The following is a 22,459-nucleotide window of genomic DNA, read 5'->3' as shown; positions in this document are numbered from 1 at the left end:
AAAGACAACTTTGTCATTAGCTTAAGAAGCTTTGAGGGGGGAATCGAACACAGTGCCTATGTTGGTTGTGTTTCTCCCGCATACACAGTTTTAGAAGCAATAAAGAATGTGTCTGCTCGTTACTACAAATATCTTCTGAAGTCCAAACCCTACATTGCTGCATTGCAGGCATCTACGGATAGCCTAAGAGATGGTAAGTCCATTTCTTTTGAGCAGTTTAGTAATATTTGGTTGCCACTATTTGAAGTTGGAGAACAAGCCCAAATCGCCAACTTCCTCGATCACGAAACCGCCAAGATTGACACATTGATCGAAAAGCAGCAGCAACTGATTAAGCTGCTGAAAGAAAAACGCCAAGCGGTGATAAGCCATGCGGTGAGTGCCAAAGATGGGGAAAGAGCCGCAAAACTGTCGTATTTCACTGATTTGTTATCGGGGTACGCATTTCCAAGCAGTGGATTTAAGCAAGAGCCTAGCGATGCTATTTCTCTTTTGAGAGGAATCAATGTGGGTGTTGACCATATCAAATGGAATGAAACAGTTTATTGGCCTGCGAGTGATGCCCCAAAGTTGAAGGAGTTCGTGCTTGAAGAAGGTGATATTGTCTTTGGTATGGATCGTCCGTGGATCTCATCTGGTGCACGCGTTGCTGAGATCAAAAACAGTGATCTACCATGCTTTTTGCTACAACGAGTCGCAAGGATACGGAGCTTAGAAGGAACATATCAACCCTTCGTAAAATTATGTTTAGCTAGCAACGAATTTAAACGTTTTGTAGAGGCAGACTTAACAGGGGTTAGCGTTCCTCACATAAGTCCCGAACAAATAAAAAGCTTTCCTATAAGAGCCATTGGTTATGAAAAACAAAAGTATGTGACAGATCTTGCTCTTGCTAATTGTAAAAAGCTGGATGAGATCGAGAAGAAAGCGGAAAAAGCTATAAATTTGATGCAGGAACGCCGTACAGCTCTCATCTCAGCCGCTGTCACTGGCAAGATTGATGTTCGCAACTGGCAAGCGCCAACACATCAAGATCAAGCGTTGGAACAAACCGCTTAAGTATATTGCCACTCTCGCTTAATAAAGCAGAGTGGCTTTTTCGCTTTGGTTGGCTAACAAGAATTAGAAGAACAAGGTTATGAAAGACACTACACAAGAACGGGTATTTCAGGACGACATCATCAGCCAGATGGTGGCCAATGGCTGGGTGCAAGGCACTGGTGAGGGCTACAACCGCGAATCGGCATTGTATGAAGCGGATGTGCTGACTTTTATCAAACAGACACAGCCGAAAGAGTGGGAGAAGTTCTGCAAAGTCTTCCCGACCGACTCTGAGCGCCACTTCCTTGATGCCTTAGTCACACAGCTTAAAAAAGCCGATGAGAACGCGACTGATCGCGCATCACGTACCTTTGGCACCTTGGGTGTATTACGTCACGGTTTGAAAATCCGCAATGCCCGCTTTGAAATGTGTCAGTTTAAGCCAGAGCATAATCTCAACCCTGAAACTTTGGCACGTTATCAGCACAACATTTGCCGTATCGTGCCAGAGCTGGTTTACAGCCCGTATGCCACGCAAGCTGAATTTGAAGCGACAGGCAAGCAAGCTAAGAAGTGGCGGATTGACTTGGTGATCTTTGTTAACGGCTTGCCCGTCTCTACCCTTGAGCTGAAATCTGAGTTCAAACAAGCGGTAGAAAACGCCATTGCGCAGTACAAGCTGACCCGTTTACCGAAAGACCCTGCCACCAAAAAGCCGGAGCCACTTTTGAGCTTTAAGCGCGGTGCCTTAGTGCATTTTGCGGTAAGCCAGTATGAAGTCTACATGGCAACCAAGCTGGCGGGTGAAGAGACATTCTTCTTGCCGTTTAACAAAGGTACGCATGATGGTGGCAAGGGCAATGATATTCCAGAAGATGAAAACCGATACGCGACAGATTATCTGTGGAATGAGGTATTAACCCCAGACAACCTGCTTAATATCATCGGGCGCTTTATCCATCTTCAAATTGAAGAAAAGGAAGATTGGGAGGGGCGTAAAACCAAGAAAGAAACCCTGATCTTCCCGCGTTACCATCAGTGGGATGTGGTAACCAAGCTGGTTAATGCCGCGATTGAAGAAGGCACAGGTAATAAATATCTTATCCAGCACAGTGCAGGCTCGGGTAAGTCAAATTCGATAGCATGGACGGCGCACCAACTCTCGACCTTACATGATGAAAAGGGTAATAAGCAGTTTGATTCGGTGATTGTGGTGACTGACCGCACAGTACTGGATGATCAGCTACAAGATACCATCTATCAGTTTGAACATGCTGATGGTGTGGTAGGGCGTATCAACCGCAAAGAGGGTGATGGCTCGAAATCAGAGAAGCTGGCATCGGCACTGGAAACTTCTCAGCCTATAATCATCGTGACCATTCAAACGTTCCCGCATGTGTTAAAGGCGATTGAGAACTCAACGTCACTCAAAGAGTGCCGTTACGCCATCATTGCCGATGAAGCGCACTCCTCACAAACAAGTGCAACTGCTCGCCAGCTCAAAGAAGTGTTAATGACGGATGAAGCCGATGATGACACTGAGTTATCGTCAGAAGACATTCTGGATGCCACCATTGCTGCACGTAAAGGTAGTGCCAACCTGAGTTACTATGCTTTTACCGCCACACCAAAGCCAAAAACGTTGGAGATGTTTGGTCGTAGACCTGATCCCGAGCAGCCAGCTTCTAAACGTAACTTGCCAGTGGCTTACCATATATATTCAATGCGTCAGGCGATTGAGGAAGGCTTTATCCTTGATGTTTTGAAGAACTACACCAACTACAAGGTGATCTATCAGCTCAAACAAAAGCTGGAAGCGGAAGATAAAGAGGTCGATTCAGGTAAAGCTAGGGTGAAGCTCAATAACTGGGTGCGCCTTCATGACCACAATATCTCACAGAAAGTTAGGGTGATTGTTGAACACTTTAAAAAGAATGTGATGGGCTTATTAGGTGGTCAGGCAAAAGCCATGGTGGTCACTAGCTCTCGTAAAGAGGCTGTGCGCTACAAACTGGCTTTTGATAAATACGTGGCAGAAAATAGTTATGCGGGGATTCGAGCGATGGTGGCGTTCTCTGGAGAAGTGGAGTTTAACGCCGCCGACCCAGACAGCGCTGCGTTTATGGATCAAAAGTTCACAGAGCACAACATGAACCCTGAACTAGGGAAGCGTGATATGCGCGAAGCCTTTGATACTGATGATTATCAAGTCATGCTGGTAGCAAACAAGTTCCAAACGGGCTTTGACCAACCAAAGCTTTGCGCTATGTACGTAGATAAGAAGCTCGCTGGCGTTGAATGTGTACAAACACTTTCTCGCCTCAACCGTTCTCATCCGGGGAAAGAGGAATGTGGCACATTTGTGCTCGATTTCTACAACGATCCGCAAGATATTCTTGATGCTTTCCAGCCTTATTATCAAGTGGCAGAGCTTGAGGATGTCACTGACCCTGACAAGATTTTCGACCTATCAGAGAAGCTGCGTGCTAGCGGTATTTTCTTATGGTCGGAGGTAGAGCAGTTCGTTGATGCCTTCTTCACCAAGAACAAGTCTAATGCGGCTATCAGTAATATCTGTAAGCCTGCGATAGACCGTTGGCGCAAGCGTTATACTTCTACGGTAGAAGCATACATTCATGCTAAGAACGTGTTTGAGCGCACCAAGAAAACGGGCGATTCGGTGTTAATCGCTAATGCCGAGAACACCTTTAAAGAGTGCAAGCAGGAAAAAGACCGCTTAGAGATATTCAAAAAGGACTTAGGCAGCTTTGTGCGCTTCTATGAGTTTATGTCGCAGATTGTCGATTACGATGACAAAGAGCTAGAGAAACTTAGCCTCTATGCACGCCACCTTCGCCCAATGTTGCGCGAGAAGGTTATTGAAGAAGATGAGCTTGATCTTGGTAATGTGGTCATGAGTCACTATCGTCTATCGAAGATCCGACAGCAAGATATTCAACTTCAGGAAAACACGCCGGAATACAAGCTCCATCCAAGTAACGACGTTGGCACAGCCAAACCAAAGGACAAGAAAGAAGAGTTCCTGTCTTATATTATTGAACGACTGAACGAGGTGTTTGTCACCGATAATCTGACCGACAAAGACATGATCAATTATGTCTTTACGGTGCGTGACAAACTCACAGAGAACGAAACAGTAATGAGCCAAATCGCCAATAACACTCGCGAGCAAGCGATGCTTGGCGATTTCCCGCGTGCGATTGATGATGCGATTCTGAGTAGCAATGAAGCGCACCAAGAGCAGATGATGCAACTCCTTTCCGACCCTGAGAAAACGCGACAGTTTGCACGAGTCGTGTTTGATATGCTCAGTAAGTAAAGCTTGATAAAATTGTTATAGCCAAGGTGGAAGTACTTTAGTACTTCGCCTTATTTAATAAATAATTAAGATCTTTTGAAGAACTTATGTCAAAACGAACTTCAATTAACTATCTGTTATTAATGAATTAACTTGGAAGATTGAAAATTTCTGGCGACCCAAGCACATTTCTAGAGAGCTATTTTCTTTTTATACGAGCTATTCACATTTTTTACGAGTGCTTAGTGATTTGATTCTGGTCCAATCAGCTATCTATTGAATTGTTAATTAAAAACTAGTTACATTAAAAGAAAGACTAAATGTTATAGAAAAATGTTTGATATTGAACCGACAAGAATAAAAGAATCTCAAAAGTTAAGACCTGCAAATGAGTTAATTTACGCAAATTTAGGACTTGGAAAAGCTGCTCTATCGGTTTTTGATTTGGTTACTAGTAGCTTTGATACAAGTAAGCTTTGGGCTGAGTGTGCTAGTCCTGATGGTTCTCGCTTAGCTGATGATTTAAGCGTAGAAAATGTTATTTTCACCTATAAAAATATCAATGACCGTATCGTTCGCTTGGTTGTTAATGACATTTATAAATATGCGAATGTTGGCAAGGACTACAAGTTATTAGATAAAGCAATTGAAGAACTTTCAGGTTGTTCATTTAGTCTTCGGGAGCGATTTATAGATAAAAAAGGTGATGATGTAGAAAAGATATCTGTTAAGCCATTTCAATCTGTAAATAGAAAGATGATTGTATTTGACTATGAAATAGAAAAGTGGGTAGATATTTTTTTAGATTCAGTTTATGAAAAAGAAACTGATATAAAATATAAAAATCGTAAAGAAGAGTTACAGTCATCACCAAAAAAATCATATCATATTGTTGAGTTTATTCTTGAAGAAAATTTTATTCCGTATATTGTTGGTGGAAGAAAATACACAGAATTAAATTTAATGGATTTAATCAAACTTAATACTACTTATAGTAACTTTTGGTTTAAACAAATAAAATATAAATTGAGTACAGATAGAACAAAGGATGAATGGAAGGTTATTCGATTAGGCTCACCTGATACAATAAGAGAGAGACTAGGGATATCTGATTTAAATACTTGTAAATTATCGAATTCTATTATAGAGAAAAGAAGAGATTATGAGTTAAATCGTTTGGAAAAGGTAGTTATAGATGAGCATGTTTTCTACCTTTACGAAGATGATGTTGTTAAAAGATATAATAGAATTTTATTGGATAAAAAGAAATATGATACGAATGCAAAGCTAATTGAACTTGTACTAAGAAAACCAATTGAGAAAATAAATAGTTTAGGGATGGATGTAGAAGCAGAACTGCATATAGAAAAAGAAAGAAAGGAAATTAAGAATGTATATATTTCTTGTCGATATAAAAGTGATAAAGTAAATGTATATGAAAGATTGTTAAATGAACATGAAGAAGAGCTACAGAAAAAATACAGTCTTGAAGCTGCAATTAACTATCTGAGAGATAATGATTTTATTTATTCATTCCTCAGTGATTATTTGACTGATATTAATAATAGTATAGATAAGAGAAAGAGTTTAATAGATAATAATAAGTTAGCTGATGAATATAGTGTTTAATTTATTAAAATATGTGGTTCTATTTTTAGATATCCAATAATATATTAATTTTATTATTGGATATCTAAAGTAATTGTTTAAATTAATTTTTCTTATTATTTTTATGATCCTATCATTTTAATAGGTAGGATATATTTACTGTTTTTATCGTTAGTAATTAGTGTAATAATGTTTTCTCTATTATATTTAATCTGAGATAAAAATTATTTAATGTGTTTAGATCTTTGTGACCAGTTATTTTGGCTGTTTTGACAATATCTTTTGTTCTTTTGTAAATCATAATAGATGCAACCGCTCTTAGATCGTGAAAGTGCAAATCTTCAATATTCAATGCATCACAAATATCTTTAAAGTACTTGCTTATGGTTTCTTTTTTATTCCAAAAGATATATTCATGATCTTTTGATAATTCATTTAATATTTTTACTTCTTTATCTTCCAGTTGGATACAAGAATCATACCTGTGATCATGTCTTGGGTCTTTTCGAGAGCGAATGATTAGAATATTTTTGTCTTTGTTATAATCTTCCCATTTTAAATTTGCTAGTTCTCCTCTTCTCAGACCTATTCTCGCTGCAAATCGAATGATAGCGGATATAGGAACAGATGAAGTGGTAGATAATCTTCTAGCAGCCTTAAGGATAGTGAACATCTCTGATAAAGAAGGTACGCGATCTCTCGGAACTGGTCGTGCTACAAATTTTAATGTTCTAGCTGTAGATCTTGCATCATCAATAACAAATAGCGGTATTGATGTACCGAATAAGGTATTAGCAAGCTTAAATGCCATTTTTAAATCACTGATATCTTTGTTTATTGTGCTTTCTGCTGCACCTTCACTTGTCCGTTGCTTGATAAGTTCGATTATATGACGTTCAGTTACATTTTTAGCTGTTACTAATGCGATATCGTACTTTTTAAGTTTTACTACATTTGTGAAGCGCTTTTTAGACAATCGCTCTTGGATTTCAGGATTGTTAGCAAGCATGTCTATGACATTAGCGACAGATAGCTCTTTACTTAATACCATCTGTTTTTTGATTTTTCCTAGTTTGGTTTTGTAGCGTAATGCTTCTGCTTTTGTATTAAAAGTTTTGCATATGTTCTTGATTTTGCCATCAGTCTCCTGACGGCCTCTAACTTTGTATGCGTTATCGTATTTTCGTGGAACTTCTTCAAGGTAAATCTGCATAAGATAATGATATTCCTTATTAATGTTTGTCTTTTTTTATTTGTGCCTGAATTAGCTTTTCATGTCTATTGGTTATTTTTGGCAAAAGTTATTGGCATATGCTAATTAATTCTTTTGGTGCAGATAATTTAGATTTTTGTGTTCTAGATTGTTTTCTGGTCAGAGGAGTTAACCTTTTTCTGAAGGGGGATGTGTTTGTTTTTTGTTCTGTTTTTATTGCTGAATTTGCAAATAGAAATGGATATTGAGGGGTAATAAAGAGCAGATGTGAGGAAAGTCTGCTCTTTAAATACGACTTTAGTGAACTGCTTTAACTCCAAGTCGGAGATAAACGTTGTTCAGTACGTTGATGTCACGGTGGCCAGTTATTTTTGACACTTCGACGATGTTCATTCCTTTCTCAAACAGTCGACAAGCTCCTTCTGCTCTTAAATCATGATAATGCAGATCTTCAATTTTTAATTCTTTACATACTCGTTGCCAAGCAGCACCCACAGATGTTGAATTGTATGGAAATATACGGGAGTCTTCTTTAGTTTTTGGTTGACGAACTACGATCTCTAGAGCTTCTTTGAAAAGTGGTATTGTGCAGTGATTGCCGATTTTCCGACGAGGATCTTTTCTGTCTCTGATGGTTACAGTTTGATTGTTTATATCTAAATCTTTCCAAGTAATGCGAGTGATCTCTCCGAGGCGCATACATGTCAGTATAGATATATGAAATATATCAACTAAGGGGATATGAGATGCGTGGTGTTGTTCTCGCTTTCTCAAGGCTTCTTCTATACGACACAATTCTTGTTCTGTTGGGCGGCGGTCACGGCGATTACTACGCCCAACTAAATTATATTTAACTAGGGTAGGCATCGCATCATCATGTGCGCGGGTGTTTGCTTCAAAGCCAAACATCGGCCCCGCAACATTTAGTACAGAGCGTAGGTAGGTTATATCCTGATATACGGTTTGTGGTAATGGTTTAGTACCTTCACATAACCGAGTTCGGCAATGTTGTACGAGATCATTCGCAGTAATTTGATCTGCTTTTATAAGCGCTATTTCATAACTACGTAGACGGCTTAAAACTGCTTCTTTGCTTCTTCCGAGATCTTTGGAGGTGAAAGGATCGGTTAGGTATAGTGTTATTAAATCACCGATCAAGATGCTTGAAGGTTTTATCGTATCTTGAGTATTACCGGACATCATTTCTTTTTCTATGAGCTTAGCCCACTTTTGTGCGAGCGATTTTTTTTCGAAAGTTTTAGATTTTTCTAGGCGCTGCTTATCGGGAGTTAAAATTCGAACTCGAGCTTTATATTTTATACCCGTCTTTCTTGTTACCTTCTCAATAGTGATTGTTGCCATTTCGCATTCCTTAGTTGTTCATAATTGAATGTCGAAAAGAGAAAGATTTGTTTCTATGCGTTGTTTGAAGACTCAACAGCTGCTATGTATAATCGCCGCTCAATTTTTTGGGGTAAAATTGTCCCCTAAAAAGTCCCCTCGTAGTCCCCTAAAGCGAAAAACGTGGCTAAAAGAGGCAAAATATAGCGAAACACGTTAGCGTGTTTGTTTTCTAATGTGTTGATTTATATAGAGGTTTTTTGAATGTTTCATCCATCTCGTTTGTCTGTTGCGCCCATGTTGGATTGGACCGATCGTCATTGTCGCTACTTCCATCGCTTAATGACCAAAGAAACCCTGCTGTACACTGAAATGGTGACCACAGGCGCGATCATTCATGGAAAAGGAGACTTTCTTGCTTACAACGAAGAGGAGCATCCGTTAGCCCTTCAGTTGGGTGGTTCGAACCCTGAAGACCTGGCTAAGTGTGCCAAGCTTGCCGAGGAGCGTGGTTATGATGAGATCAACCTGAACGTGGGTTGCCCATCTGATCGTGTGCAAAACGGTCGCTTTGGTGCGTGTCTGATGGCGGAGCCTCAGCTGGTCGCAGACTGTGTCGCCGCAATGAAAGACGTGGTTGATGTACCCGTTACAGTAAAAACACGTATCGGCATTGATGATCAAGACTCTTACGAGTTCCTGACGGATTTTGTGTCGATAGTGTCTGAGAAAGGCGGTTGTGAGCAGTTTACCATTCACGCGCGCAAAGCCTGGCTAAGTGGCCTTAGCCCGAAAGAAAACCGCGAGATTCCACCATTGGATTACCCGCGTGCTTACCAGTTAAAGAAAGACTTCTCTCATCTAACTGTCGCTATCAATGGCGGGGTAAAATCGTTAGAAGAAGCGAAAGCGCATCTACAACATCTTGATGGTGTGATGATTGGCCGCGAAGCTTATCAAAGTCCGTATATTCTTGCCTCGGTCGATCAAGAACTATTTGGTTCGAGTGCTCCGGTGAAAAAGCGCAGCGAAATTGTAGAAGAAATGTACCCTTACATTGAAGAGCAACTCGCAAAAGGCGCATATATTGGTCATATTACTCGTCATATGCTGGGTTTATTCCAAAGCATGCCGGGTGCTCGTCAATGGCGTCGTCATATCAGTGAAAATGCGCACAAGCCTGGTTCTGGCCTAGAAGTGCTGCAAGATGCGTTAGCGAAGATCCCAAAAGAGTTGAATGTGTAAAATTCACCAGTGGTTGGTTAAAATGACCAACTAGAGAATGAGTAAGCCAGAGCGCAGAAATGCCTCTGGCTTTTTTGTTTTTATATATCAAAGGTTTATGTTAGTTCTTCCAAGTTGGCATGTTACCTGCTCTGTTATTTGAAAAATGTATGGAGAAGTAATTATGTTGGAGCTGATCTTTCTTTTAGTCTTTGCGGCGACCCTATTAGTAACGGGCATCACAATGGTGACAGTATTCGCGGCAACAGGTATTGCTCTGGTTGTGATGTTTTTACTGGGGATGATAGGTGCGGTACTAAAACTGCTACCTTGGTTAATTGTCATCGCATTGGGTATTTGGTTTTTCAAAAACGTGGTTGCGCAGCCTCGCTACAAATAGGCGATCCGTTGATCTCATTGATTTAGTTGATGGAGGGGTATGAAAGTGTGGTATATTTCTACTCATACCCTAACTGTTGAATATCAGCTATCTCGGAGAACACACTACATGACAAATAAAGCGACCATCGCTTTAACAGCACTATCGCTGGCAGCCACTTTTCCTGTTTTCGCTGAGTCTTCCGTTTCCACCAAAGTTGGCGTGGATGTCTGGGCGGCAGATACAAAAGTTAACGAAGTCAGAAGAGATAGCAGTACGACTGGCGCATTCTATGCCGCAATTGAACATGACGTAAAATACGTTCCTAATGCACGCTTGCGATATACCAGCATTGATGCTGATTACATGGGCTTTGATAAATTAGATCTGACACTTTATTACCAAGTGTTAGAGCATGATTTATTGCACTTTGATGCCGGCCTTACTTTCAGTAATTTAAGTGATACGAAGTACATTGATGCTGGCACCTCTCCTCGCACTGAAGATTTTGATGACCTAATTTGGGCATGGTACGGCTACGCGGAAATAACCGTTCCAAATACCAATTTTGATGTGATTGGAGAAATGAACTTTGGTGACAGTAAAGGCATTAAAAGCACAGATCTAATGGCAGGCATTCAATACAAACTGCCTTTGCAAGAAAACCAACTGGCATTTCGTGGTGGCTATCGAGTGATAGACTTGGAATCAGAACAATTTCTTTCAAGTTTAGGTAAAGAGTTCATTTTCGCCGATGGCTTTTTCTTGAATGCTGAATACACTTTTTAAGCCGATTAACGGTTCTGGTTTTAAAACGTCGCATTATAAGCGGCGTTTTTTTATACCTCTTCATTATATGTAATCGAATTTTTCTGCCTATTTTCTCCAGTTAGACCATGCTTATCTAGGATCAATGTGAAAGTTAGAGCAGGGATAGCGATGACAATAAATGAATTAAGACATCTATTTCGTGAAAACCAGCTTGTGGAAGCCATTATTGAACCGTCGATCCAAGAAGGTGGTTGGGTCGTGGAGTTTAGGCATGCACGAGGTGGATTCGTGTTTCTGACAGACAATCATGGTGAAGAATGTCTTTATGAAGATTTGGATGCAGCATCAAAGTCAGCGATGGCCGTAGGGTTTCAACAAGTCCGCATTGAAGACCGTTGAGCAAAAACTAAGCCGTTCTTACTTCCAAAAAGTTATAAAACATTCACTTCTATTCTTTCTTGTTATTAAGGAGAGTGGGTACTCTATCGTCACGCAATGAATAGGGATGTCGTGATAATGTCTTTTCAAAAGAATGAGTATTCACACAATAATGTGTCTGATGATAATAACGGGCAAGGGGGAGTTCCTCCAATCGCTAGCCCGCTGAATGACCAACAATTTAATTCACTCCAAAACACTGTCTCTGGGTTGTCTTCGCAACAACTTGCTTGGGTCAGTGGCTACTTCTGGGGTTTGGCTCAAAATCAACCGAGTGCAGCGGCTACGCCAATTACGCAAGCTGCAGCCGCTGTATCAGCAAAACCAGCAGGTAAACTGAGTATTATTTTTGCTTCTCAAACAGGTAATGCCAAAGGTGTCGCTGAAGCTTTAGAGCAAGAAGCAAAAGCAGAAGGAATTGCCGTTGAGCTATTTGATGCCAGCGATTACAAAGGCAAAAACCTAGCTAAAGAAACGCACGTTATTTTCGTCGCGTCTACGAATGGTGAAGGCGAAGCGCCAGATAATGCCATTGAGCTGCATGAGTTCTTGCAATCGAAGAAAGCGCCAAAACTGCCTAACCTTCAGTATGGTGTTATTGCGCTTGGCGATTCAAGCTATGAATTCTTCTGTCAAACAGGTAAAGACTTCGACACTTATTTATCAAAATTAGGTGCGAAGCCGTTTATCGACCGCATTGACTGTGACGTTGACTACGAAGCACCTGCTACTGAATGGCGTAAGAGCGCACTGGAGAAAGTAAAAGAAACACTTTCATCCGGTAACGAAGCTGAAGTTGTGCAACTTCCTGTTGGACAAGCAGCGGCAACGCATTCGCAATACAACAAGCAGAACCCATACACAGCGACACTGTTGACCAGTCAAAAGATCACTGGCCGAGATTCAGGTAAAGACGTTCGCCATATCGAAATCGATCTGGAAGACTCTGGTCTTACTTACCAGCCAGGTGATGCGTTAGGTGTGTGGTATGAAAACAGCTCAGAACTGGCAAATGCGGTTCTTGGCAAAGTTGGCCTGTCAGGTGTTGAAACGGTAGAGGTTGATGGCGAGAGTCTGTCTATTCACAGTGCGCTAGTGAGTAAATACGAAATCACGACATCTAACCCTCAGTTTGTGACTAAGTTTGCAGAGCTTTCTGGTAGCAAGAAGCTGCAAAAGCTGGTTGAAGATAAAGACAAGCTTCGTGAGTACTCGGCAAACACGCAAATCGTTGATGTGTTAGCAGAGAAGAAAACTAAGCTAACGGCTGATGAGCTGGTTGGTTTACTGCGTCGTCTGACTCCTCGTCTTTACTCGATTGCTTCAAGCCAGGCAGAAGTCGATGAAGAAGTACACTTGACGGTTGGTTTGGTCGAGTACGATCACAACGAAGAGAAACGTTACGGTGGCGCTTCTGGATTCTTGGCACAACGCCTGGAAGAAGGTGGTGAAGTTAAAGTGTTTATCGAACACAACAACAACTTCAAACTGCCTGAAGACGACAATACACCAATCATCATGGTCGGCCCGGGTACTGGTATTGCTCCATTCCGTAGCTTTATTCAAGAGCGCGAAAACCGTGATGCAGAAGGTAAAAACTGGCTGTTCTTCGGCGACCGCACGTTCACACAAGATTTCTTGTACCAAGTTGAATGGCAAAAATACCTTAAGTCAGGTGCGCTAAGTCGTCTGGATGTGGCATTTAGCCGTGACCAAGTAGAAAAAGTTTATGTGCAACATCGTATTCTGGAAAACGCTGAGCAAGTTTGGCAGTGGATTCAAGAAGGCGCTTACATCTATGTATGTGGTGATGCTACCCGCATGGCAAAAGATGTTCATGACGCACTTGTTATTGTTGCAGAGCAGGAAGGTAAACTGGCTCGCGATGAAGCAGAACAATTTATTAATGACTTACGTAAAGCGAAACGTTATCAGAGGGATGTGTACTAATGACTTTTTCGACTGAGAATAATAAGCAGGTTGTATTAGGCGAAGAGCTAGGACCACTATCTGATAACGAGCGTCTAAAAAGAGAAAGTAACCTATTACGTGGCACTATTGAGCAAGACCTACAGGATCGTATTACTGGTGGTTTTACCGCAGACAACTTCCAGTTAATTCGTTTCCACGGTATGTATCAGCAAGACGACCGCGATATCCGTAACGAGCGTACCAAGCAAAAGCTTGAGCCTCTTCATAACGTGATGCTTCGTGCTCGTATGCCTGGCGGTATTATTACCCCAACACAGTGGTTAGCGATTGATAAGTTTGCAACAGAGCACTCTCTATATGGAAGTATTCGTCTAACGACGCGTCAAACGTTCCAGTTCCACGGTGTACTGAAGCCAAACATCAAGTTGATGCACCAAACGTTGAACAGTATTGGTATCGATTCAATTGCAACGGCAGGTGACGTTAACCGTAACGTACTGTGTACTACGAACCCAGTTGAGTCTGAGCTGCACCAGGAAGCATACGAGTGGGCGAAGAAGATCAGTGAGCATCTTCTTCCAAAAACGCGTGCGTATGCTGAAATCTGGTTAGACGGTGAGAAAGTCGAATCAACAGAAGAAGACGAGCCGATTCTTGGTAAAAATTACTTACCACGTAAGTTCAAAACGACCGTTGTGATCCCTCCGCAAAATGATGTGGATTTACACGCGAACGACCTGAACTTCGTCGCAATTGCAGATAACGGCAAGCTGGTTGGTTTCAACGTGCTTGTTGGCGGTGGTCTGGCAATGACGCATGGCGATACGTCAACTTACGCTCGCCGTGCAGACGACTTTGGTTTTGTTCCACTAGAAAAGACACTCGATGTTGCCGCTGCAGTTGTAACGACTCAGCGTGACTGGGGTAACCGTTCAAACCGTAAGAACGCGAAAACTAAATACACACTAGATCGTGTTGGTATTGACGTCTTTAAAGCGGAAGTAGAAAAACGTGCTGGCATTCAGTTTGAAGAAAGCCGCCCATACGAGTTTACCGAACGCGGTGATCGAATCGGTTGGGTAGAAGGCATTGATGGTAAGCACCACTTAGCGATGTTTATCGAGAATGGTCGTTTATTGGATTACCCAGGTAAGCCACTAAAAACGGGTGTCGCTGAAATCGCGAAAATTCACAAAGGTGATTTCCGCATGACAGCGAACCAAAACCTGATTGTTGCGGGCGTACCGGCTGATCAAAAAGAGCTAATCGAGAAGATCGCTCGTGAGCATGGCCTAGTTGATGATAGCGTTAGTGAACAGCGTAAAAACTCAATGGCGTGTGTGGCGTTCCCGACTTGTCCGCTTGCAATGGCGGAAGCCGAACGTTTCCTACCTCAGTTTGTTACTGATGTAGAAGGTATCCTGGAAAAACACGGTTTACCTGAAGAAGACAACATCATTCTGCGTGTCACTGGTTGCCCTAACGGTTGTGGCCGCGCAATGTTGGCGGAAATTGGTTTAGTAGGTAAAGCACCGGGTCGTTACAACCTTCACCTAGGCGGTAACCGAGCGGGTACACGTATTCCGAAGATGTATAAAGAAAACATCACTGACAAACAGATACTAGAAGAGATTGATCAGCTTGTAGGTCGTTGGGCTACAGAGCGTGAAACTGGCGAAGGATTTGGTGATTTTGCAATCCGCGCTGGCATCATTCAAGAAGTCAAAGTATCTAAGAGGGACTTGCATGCTTGATTCTGTAGCTTCCAAACCGGAGCTGGCAGAGTTGCTGACATTAACTAAGACGGAGCAAATCCTCCGTCTTGCCCAAATCAATGTCGAACTTGAACAGCTTTCGGCACAAGAGCGAGTAAAATGGGCTTTGGAAAACCTAGACGGAGAGTTTGCCGTTTCGTCTAGTTTTGGTATCCAAGCCGCAGTAATGCTTCATCTTGTGACTCAAGAAAAACCAGACATCCCAATTATCTTAACGGATACCGGGTATTTGTTTGCTGAAACCTATCGCTTTATTGATGAGTTAACCGAGCAACTGAACCTCAACCTAAAAGTTTACCGAGCAGTAGAAAGTGCTCATTGGCAAGAAGCTCGTTATGGAAAACTTTGGGAGCAGGGTGTTGAAGGGATCGAGAAGTACAACAAACTCAATAAAGTTGAACCAATGCGTCGTGCATTGAAAGAGCTTAAAGTCGGAACTTGGTTTTCTGGCCTTCGCAGAGAGCAAAGCAAATCTCGAGCAGGTTTGCCGATACTATCAATTCAGAATGGCGTATTTAAGTTTTTGCCAGTAATCGATTGGACGAATAAAGATGTCCACTATTACTTAGAGCAACACGGACTGAAATACCATCCACTTTGGGATGAAGGTTATCTCTCTGTAGGTGATACACATACAACGCAGAAGTGGGAACCTGGAATGTCAGAGGAAGAAACTCGATTCTTTGGTTTGAAGCGTGAATGTGGACTTCACGAAGATGATGACTCTGAACAAGATGGTTCGGGTATATAAGAAGAGATAGAGCTCGGTCTCCATCTCCTATAAAAAGAGAGCTGCTGTAAAGCAGCTCTCTTTTTTACTTATAGAAGTAAAAAGCAGGGGGCAAAAACAGGTATTTAAGGATAACTCTGTGGATAACCTGTTTGGTTGTTAGGGGTAAAGTTGGATAAATAAGGGTTTGAGTGAAAAGTCATCGTTTAACCATTATTTTTGCAAATTTTGCAAAATAACGCTTGCCAACGTGAGCGCGATCTCTATAATGCCACCTCGTCGACAGGGCAAGCGCTCATAAGGGTTCAAGCAAAGTCGACAAGGTCAAAAAGAAAAGCGAAATAGTTAATTGCCTTTACTTTTAAAAAGTAAAATAAAAAGCAAAAAGTGTTTGACACAGAAAATTATCTCGCTAGAATGGCCGCCTCTTCCGAAGTGATGCGAATCGCAAAGAAGAGTAGCTCTTTAAAAATAAGAACCTATCAATCTGTGTGGGCACTCGTTGATGATAATCCAATTAGAAACTTCGGTTTCAAATTAGGTTTCAATGATACGAAGTGACCATTCGAATTGGGAAGCAGCCTTGAGCTGTTTTGTTTTACTTTTTCAAAAGTGAAAACCAATAAGAGCACAGTCAATTCAAACATTACTTTATGTAATGTTCAGTATTCATTGAGCCGAACAAAATCTTAAATTGAAGAGTTTGATCATGGCTCAGATTGAACGCTGGCGGCAGGCCTAACACATGCAAGTCGAGCGGAAACGAGTTAACTGAACCTTCGGGGGACGTTAACGGCGTCGAGCGGCGGACGGGTGAGTAATGCCTAGGAAATTGCCCTGATGTGGGGGATAACCATTGGAAACGATGGCTAATACCGCATGATGCCTACGGGCCAAAGAGGGGGACCTTCGGGCCTCTCGCGTCAGGATATGCCTAGGTGGGATTAGCTAGTTGGTGAGGTAAGGGCTCACCAAGGCGACGATCCCTAGCTGGTCTGAGAGGATGATCAGCCACACTGGAACTGAGACACGGTCCAGACTCCTACGGGAGGCAGCAGTGGGGAATATTGCACAATGGGCGCAAGCCTGATGCAGCCATGCCGCGTGTGTGAAGAAGGCCTTCGGGTTGTAAAGCACTTTCAGTCGTGAGGAAGGTTTATGCGTTAATAGCGTATAGATTTGACGTTAGCGACAGAAGAAGCACCGGCTAACTCCGTGCCAGCAGCCGCGGTAATACGGAGGGTGCGAGCGTTAATCGGAATTACTGGGCGTAAAGCGCATGCAGGTGGTTTGTTAAGTCAGATGTGAAAGCCCGGGGCTCAACCTCGGAATAGCATTTGAAACTGGCAGACTAGAGTACTGTAGAGGGGGGTAGAATTTCAGGTGTAGCGGTGAAATGCGTAGAGATCTGAAGGAATACCGGTGGCGAAGGCGGCCCCCTGGACAGATACTGACACTCAGATGCGAAAGCGTGGGGAGCAAACAGGATTAGATACCCTGGTAGTCCACGCCGTAAACGATGTCTACTTGGAGGTTGTGGCCTTGAGCCGTGGCTTTCGGAGCTAACGCGTTAAGTAGACCGCCTGGGGAGTACGGTCGCAAGATTAAAACTCAAATGAATTGACGGGGGCCCGCACAAGCGGTGGAGCATGTGGTTTAATTCGATGCAACGCGAAGAACCTTACCTACTCTTGACATCCAGAGAACTTTTCAGAGATGAATTGGTGCCTTCGGGAACTCTGAGACAGGTGCTGCATGGCTGTCGTCAGCTCGTGTTGTGAAATGTTGGGTTAAGTCCCGCAACGAGCGCAACCCTTATCCTTGTTTGCCAGCGAGTAATGTCGGGAACTCCAGGGAGACTGCCGGTGATAAACCGGAGGAAGGTGGGGACGACGTCAAGTCATCATGGCCCTTACGAGTAGGGCTACACACGTGCTACAATGGCGCATACAGAGGGCGGCCAACTTGCGAAAGTGAGCGAATCCCAAAAAGTGCGTCGTAGTCCGGATTGGAGTCTGCAACTCGACTCCATGAAGTCGGAATCGCTAGTAATCGTGGATCAGAATGCCACGGTGAATACGTTCCCGGGCCTTGTACACACCGCCCGTCACACCATGGGAGTGGGCTGCAAAAGAAGTAGGTAGTTTAACCTTCGGGGGGACGCTTACCACTTTGTGGTTCATGACTGGGGTGAAGTCGTAACAAGGTAGCGCTAGGGGAACCTGGCGCTGGATCACCTCCTTATACGATGATTATCGTGATGAGTGTCCACACAGATTGATAGTTCACAAGCGCAAGCTTGTAGCTAACATAGCTCTTTAACAATTTGGAAAGCTGACAAATCAAACATTTATGTTTGATTGTAAAGTTCTCAAAGTATTCTTAATTGAATACAACTAAAAACACATTCAAGTGTTCTTGGGAATAATCTTCGGATTATTCATATTTGAGTCCGGCAAAATCGTAGTTTGGCTCTGCTTTTTAAAGTGGAAACAAACTAATGTCTCTCGCTCATTCAAATAATGAGAGACAACTTTGGTGATTTGACATCAATTCGAAACTCCTTCGGGTTGTATGGTTAAGTGACTAAGCGTACACGGTGGATGCCTTGGCAGTCAGAGGCGATGAAGGACGTATTAACTTGCGATAAGCCCAGATTAGGCAGTAAAAGCCACTTGAGTCTGGGATTTCCGAATGGGGAAACCCACTTACATAAGTAAGTATCCTGTTGTGAATACATAGCAACAGGAGGCGAACCGGGGGAACTGAAACATCTAAGTACCCCGAGGAAAAGAAATCAACCGAGATTCCGAAAGTAGCGGCGAGCGAAATTGGACTAGCCCTTAAGCTTTACACGCGTTAGACGAACGGTCTGGAAAGTCCGACGATACAGGGTGATAGTCCCGTAGTTGACGATGTGTGTTCAGTGAAATCGAGTAGGGCGGGACACGTGATATCCTGTCTGAATATGGGGGGACCATCCTCCAAGGCTAAATACTACTGACTGACCGATAGTGAACCAGTACCGTGAGGGAAAGGCGAAAAGAACCCCTGTGAGGGGAGTGAAATAGAACCTGAAACCGTGTACGTACAAGCAGTAGGAGCAGGCTTTGTCCTGTGACTGCGTACCTTTTGTATAATGGGTCAGCGACTTATATTCAGTGGCAAGGTTAACCATCTAGGGGAGCCGTAGGGAAACCGAGTCTTAACTGGGCGTTCAGTCTCTGGATATAGACCCGAAACCAGGTGATCTAGCCATGGGCAGGTTGAAGGTTGAGTAACATCAACTGGAGGACCGAACCGACTAATGTTGAAAAATTAGCGGATGACTTGTGGCTAGGGGTGAAAGGCCAATCAAACCTGGAGATAGCTGGTTCTCCCCGAAAGCTATTTAGGTAGCGCCTCGGACGAATACTACTGGGGGTAGAGCACTGTTAAGGCTAGGGGGTCATCCCGACTTACCAACCCTTTGCAAACTCCGAATACCAGTAAGTACTATCCGGGAGACACACGGCGGGTGCTAACGTCCGTCGTGGAGAGGGAAACAACCCAGACCGCCAGCTAAGGTCCCAAATTACTACTAAGTGGGAAACGATGTGGGAAGGCTCAGACAGCCAGGATGTTGGCTTAGAAGCAGCCATCATTTAAAGAAAGCGTAATAGCTCACTGGTCGAGTCGGCCTGCGCGGAAGATGTAACGGGGCTAAGTAGTAAACCGAAGCTGCGGCAATGCACTTAGTGCATTGGGTAGGGGAGCGTTCTGTAAGCGGTTGAAGGTGTGTGGTAACGCATGCTGGACGTATCAGAAGTGCGAATGCTGACATGAGTAACGATAAAGGGGGTGAAAAACCTCCTCGCCGGAAGACCAAGGGTTCCTGTCCAACGTTAATCGGGGCAGGGTAAGTCGACCCCTAAGGCGAGGCCGAAAGGCGTAGTCGATGGGAAACGGGTTAATATTCCCGTACTTCTTACAATTGCGATGGGGGGACGGAGAAGGCTAGGTGGGCCTGGCGACGGTTGTCCAGGTTCAAGTGCGTAGGCTTGAGAGTTAGGTAAATCCGGCTCTCTCTAAGGCTGAGACACGACGTCGAGCACCTACGGGTGTGAAGTCATTGATGCCATGCTTCCAGGAAAAGCCTCTAAGCTTCAGATTGTAAGGAATCGTACCCCAAACCGACACAGGTGGTCGGGTAGAGAATACCAAGGCGCTTGAGAGAACTCGGGTGAAGGAACTAGGCAAAATGGTACCGTAACTTCGGGAGAAGGTACGCTCTCGACGGTGAAGTCCCTTGCGGATGGAGCTATTGAGAGTCGCAGATACCAGGTGGCTGCAACTGTTTATTAAAAACACAGCACTGTGCAAAATCGTAAGATGACGTATACGGTGTGACGCCTGCCCGGTGCCGGAAGGTTAATTGATGGGGTTAGACTTCGGTCGAAGCTCTTGATCGAAGCCCCGGTAAACGGCGGCCGTAACTATAACGGTCCTAAGGTAGCGAAATTCCTTGTCGGGTAAGTTCCGACCTGCACGAATGGCGTAATGATGGCCACGCTGTCTCCACCCGAGACTCAGTGAAATTGAAATCGCTGTGAAGATGCAGTGTACCCGCGGCTAGACGGAAAGACCCCGTGAACCTTTACTACAGCTTGGCACTGAACATTGACCCTACATGTGTAGGATAGGTGGGAGGCTTTGAAACGAGTACGCCAGTATTCGTGGAGCCGTCCTTGAAATACCACCCTTGTAGTGTTGATGTTCTAACGTCGACCCCTTATCGGGGTTGCGGACAGTGCCTGGTGGGTAGTTTGACTGGGGCGGTCTCCTCCCAAAGCGTAACGGAGGAGCACGAAGGTGGGCTAATCACGGTTGGACATCGTGAGGTTAGTGCAATGGCATAAGCCCGCTTGACTGCGAGAATGACAATTCGAGCAGGTGCGAAAGCAGGTCATAGTGATCCGGTGGTTCTGAATGGAAGGGCCATCGCTCAACGGATAAAAGGTACTCCGGGGATAACAGGCTGATACCGCCCAAGAGTTCATATCGACGGCGGTGTTTGGCACCTCGATGTCGGCTCATCACATCCTGGGGCTGAAGTCGGTCCCAAGGGTATGGCTGTTCGCCATTTAAAGTGGTACGCGAGCTGGGTTTAGAACGTCGTGAGACAGTTCGGTCCCTATCTGCCGTGGGCGTTGGAGAATTGAAAGGGGCTGCTCCTAGTACGAGAGGACCGGAGTGGACGAACCTCTGGTGTTCGGGTTGTGTCGCCAGACGCATTGCCCGGTAGCTAAGTTCGGGATCGATAACCGCTGAAAGCATCTAAGCGGGAAGCGAGCCTTGAGATGAGTTCTCCCTGATACTTTAAGTATCCTAAAGGGTTGTCGTAGACTACGACGTTGATAGGCAGGGTGTGTAAGCGTTGTGAGGCGTTGAGCTAACCTGTACTAATTGCCCGTGAGGCTTAACCATACAACACCCAAGGGGTTTTGATGGACTCAATGTAAGAACATTGAATGTGTAATAACGAGAATTAAAAACAGCTTCAAGTTTCTCTAGAAATAGAGAGTAAGAATTTGCTTGGCGACCATAGCGTTTTGGACCCACCTGACTTCCATTCCGAACTCAGAAGTGAAACGAAATAGCGCCGATGGTAGTGTGGGGTTTCCCCATGTGAGAGTAGGACATCGCCAGGCTTTTATTTTGCACTTGCTTAATATTTAAGCAAGTCACCATAGAGTTCTAAAGTTTTTTAGAATTTTATGTTGACTTTCAAAGTGGAAAGCGTATTATACGCACCTCGCTTAAGTGCTAAGGTACTGAAAGCCAAGCTCTTTAACAATATAGACCTATCAATCTGTGTGGGCACTCGTTGATGATAATCCAATTAGAAACTTCGGTTTCAAATTAGGTTTCAATGATACGAAGTGACCATTGAATCTTCGGATTCAGCACAGTCAATTCATTATCGTTCTGTTGGAACGATAATAGCTTTAAAATTACTTTTGTAGTTTTGAAGTCAGTATTCATTGAGCCGAACAAAATCTTAAATTGAAGAGTTTGATCATGGCTCAGATTGAACGCTGGCGGCAGGCCTAACACATGCAAGTCGAGCGGAAACGAGTTAACTGAACCTTCGGGGAACGTTAACGGCGTCGAGCGGCGGACGGGTGAGTAATGCCTAGGAAATTGCCCTGATGTGGGGGATAACCATTGGAAACGATGGCTAATACCGCATGATGCCTACGGGCCAAAGAGGGGGACCTTCGGGCCTCTCGCGTCAGGATATGCCTAGGTGGGATTAGCTAGTTGGTGAGGTAAGGGCTCACCAAGGCGACGATCCCTAGCTGGTCTGAGAGGATGATCAGCCACACTGGAACTGAGACACGGTCCAGACTCCTACGGGAGGCAGCAGTGGGGAATATTGCACAATGGGCGCAAGCCTGATGCAGCCATGCCGCGTGTGTGAAGAAGGCCTTCGGGTTGTAAAGCACTTTCAGTCGTGAGGAAGGTTTATGCGTTAATAGCGTATAGATTTGACGTTAGCGACAGAAGAAGCACCGGCTAACTCCGTGCCAGCAGCCGCGGTAATACGGAGGGTGCGAGCGTTAATCGGAATTACTGGGCGTAAAGCGCATGCAGGTGGTTTGTTAAGTCAGATGTGAAAGCCCGGGGCTCAACCTCGGAATAGCAT

The 22,459-nt window shown here is 43.9% G+C and carries 12 protein-coding genes and 4 rRNA genes; 14 read left to right on the top strand and 2 right to left on the bottom strand.

Translation table 11 applies throughout. The annotated features are described in order from the left end of the window. The 3 genes from L9Q40_RS19415 to L9Q40_RS19405 all read left to right on the top strand — a co-directional run. On the top strand, positions 1–1,059 hold a 1,059-nt coding region (locus tag L9Q40_RS19415; RefSeq protein ID WP_498794262.1), incomplete at its 5' end, for a restriction endonuclease subunit S. 79 nt (positions 1,060–1,138) lie between these two features. Next, on the top strand, positions 1,139–4,381 hold the full coding sequence (locus L9Q40_RS19410; RefSeq protein ID WP_498794261.1) for a type I restriction endonuclease subunit R: 3,243 nt from the start codon (positions 1,139–1,141) through the stop codon (positions 4,379–4,381). A 312-nt stretch (positions 4,382–4,693) separates the two neighbouring features. Further along, positions 4,694–5,989, top strand: a complete 1,296-nt coding sequence (locus tag L9Q40_RS19405; protein WP_498794260.1) for a hypothetical protein — start codon at positions 4,694–4,696, stop codon at positions 5,987–5,989. A 157-nt stretch (positions 5,990–6,146) separates the two neighbouring features. On the opposite strand, the gene L9Q40_RS19400 is transcribed toward L9Q40_RS19405, so the two are convergent. Together L9Q40_RS19400 and L9Q40_RS19395 are read right to left on the bottom strand one after the other, a co-directional pair. Next, positions 6,147–7,181 (bottom strand): tyrosine-type recombinase/integrase, encoded by a 1,035-nt coding sequence (locus tag L9Q40_RS19400; RefSeq protein WP_498794259.1) that lies wholly within the window; start codon positions 7,179–7,181, stop codon positions 6,147–6,149. Between the two features lie 297 nt (positions 7,182–7,478). After that, a complete protein-coding gene (locus L9Q40_RS19395; RefSeq protein ID WP_498794258.1) occupies positions 7,479–8,543 on the bottom strand; it encodes a site-specific integrase in 1,065 nt (354 codons plus the stop codon). Positions 8,544–8,786: 243 nt separating this feature from the next. On the opposite strand from L9Q40_RS19395, the gene dusA reads away from it, so the two are divergent. The 11 genes from dusA to L9Q40_RS19340 form a co-directional block, all read left to right on the top strand. Further along, positions 8,787–9,767, top strand: coding sequence for a tRNA dihydrouridine(20/20a) synthase DusA (gene dusA / locus L9Q40_RS19390; RefSeq protein WP_498794257.1), 981 nt, complete (start codon positions 8,787–8,789; stop codon positions 9,765–9,767). A 163-nt stretch (positions 9,768–9,930) separates the two neighbouring features. Then, positions 9,931–10,146: an envelope stress response protein PspG gene (gene pspG, locus L9Q40_RS19385; RefSeq protein WP_014233132.1), complete on the top strand. Its 216-nt coding sequence runs from the start codon at positions 9,931–9,933 to the stop codon at positions 10,144–10,146. Positions 10,147–10,254: 108 nt separating this feature from the next. Next, positions 10,255–10,914 (top strand): TIGR04219 family outer membrane beta-barrel protein, encoded by a 660-nt coding sequence (locus L9Q40_RS19380; protein WP_498794263.1) that lies wholly within the window; start codon positions 10,255–10,257, stop codon positions 10,912–10,914. Positions 10,915–11,064: 150 nt separating this feature from the next. Further along, positions 11,065–11,295 (top strand): hypothetical protein, encoded by a 231-nt coding sequence (locus L9Q40_RS19375; RefSeq protein ID WP_014233130.1) that lies wholly within the window; start codon positions 11,065–11,067, stop codon positions 11,293–11,295. Positions 11,296–11,412: 117 nt separating this feature from the next. After that, the gene (locus tag L9Q40_RS19370; protein WP_498794256.1) at positions 11,413–13,284 is read left to right on the top strand and encodes an assimilatory sulfite reductase (NADPH) flavoprotein subunit; all 1,872 of its coding nucleotides are present in this window, start codon (positions 11,413–11,415) and stop codon (positions 13,282–13,284) included. Next, positions 13,284–15,020, top strand: a complete 1,737-nt coding sequence (cysI, locus tag L9Q40_RS19365; RefSeq protein WP_498794255.1) for an assimilatory sulfite reductase (NADPH) hemoprotein subunit — start codon at positions 13,284–13,286, stop codon at positions 15,018–15,020. Before L9Q40_RS19370 ends, cysI begins: the two co-directional genes overlap by 1 nt. After that, positions 15,013–15,792 (top strand): phosphoadenylyl-sulfate reductase, encoded by a 780-nt coding sequence (locus L9Q40_RS19360; protein ID WP_020334598.1) that lies wholly within the window; start codon positions 15,013–15,015, stop codon positions 15,790–15,792. Before cysI ends, L9Q40_RS19360 begins: the two co-directional genes overlap by 8 nt. A 670-nt stretch (positions 15,793–16,462) precedes the next feature. Beyond that, positions 16,463–18,015, top strand: a 16S ribosomal RNA gene (locus L9Q40_RS19355). 332 nt (positions 18,016–18,347) lie between these two features. After that, positions 18,348–21,237 (top strand): 23S ribosomal RNA (locus tag L9Q40_RS19350). Between the two features lie 107 nt (positions 21,238–21,344). Beyond that, positions 21,345–21,461 (top strand): 5S ribosomal RNA (gene rrf / locus L9Q40_RS19345). Positions 21,462–21,813: 352 nt separating this feature from the next. Further along, positions 21,814–22,459, top strand: a 16S ribosomal RNA gene (locus L9Q40_RS19340); the annotation flags it as partial.

Origin of the sequence: Allocatenococcus thiocycli (genome assembly GCF_921292965.1) — a bacterium.
Taxonomy (GTDB): domain Bacteria; phylum Pseudomonadota; class Gammaproteobacteria; order Enterobacterales; family Vibrionaceae; genus Vibrio; species Vibrio natriegens.
This window is presented reverse-complemented; position numbering and strand designations above follow the sequence as displayed.

Excerpts from the sequence above, each read along its gene's own strand:
- L9Q40_RS19410 (WP_498794261.1), top strand. The coding sequence starts at position 1,139 with ATGAAAGACACTACACAAGAACGGGTATTTCAGGACGACATCATCAGC.
- L9Q40_RS19405 (WP_498794260.1), top strand. The coding sequence starts at position 4,694 with ATGTTTGATATTGAACCGACAAGAATAAAAGAATCTCAAAAGTTAAGA.
- L9Q40_RS19400 (WP_498794259.1), bottom strand. The coding sequence starts at position 7,181 with ATGCAGATTTACCTTGAAGAAGTTCCACGAAAATACGATAACGCATAC.
- L9Q40_RS19395 (WP_498794258.1), bottom strand. The coding sequence starts at position 8,543 with ATGGCAACAATCACTATTGAGAAGGTAACAAGAAAGACGGGTATAAAA.
- dusA (WP_498794257.1), top strand. The coding sequence starts at position 8,787 with ATGTTTCATCCATCTCGTTTGTCTGTTGCGCCCATGTTGGATTGGACC.
- pspG (WP_014233132.1), top strand. The coding sequence starts at position 9,931 with ATGTTGGAGCTGATCTTTCTTTTAGTCTTTGCGGCGACCCTATTAGTA.
- L9Q40_RS19380 (WP_498794263.1), top strand. The coding sequence starts at position 10,255 with ATGACAAATAAAGCGACCATCGCTTTAACAGCACTATCGCTGGCAGCC.
- L9Q40_RS19375 (WP_014233130.1), top strand. The coding sequence starts at position 11,065 with ATGACAATAAATGAATTAAGACATCTATTTCGTGAAAACCAGCTTGTG.
- L9Q40_RS19370 (WP_498794256.1), top strand. The coding sequence starts at position 11,413 with ATGTCTTTTCAAAAGAATGAGTATTCACACAATAATGTGTCTGATGAT.
- cysI (WP_498794255.1), top strand. The coding sequence starts at position 13,284 with ATGACTTTTTCGACTGAGAATAATAAGCAGGTTGTATTAGGCGAAGAG.
- L9Q40_RS19360 (WP_020334598.1), top strand. The coding sequence starts at position 15,013 with ATGCTTGATTCTGTAGCTTCCAAACCGGAGCTGGCAGAGTTGCTGACA.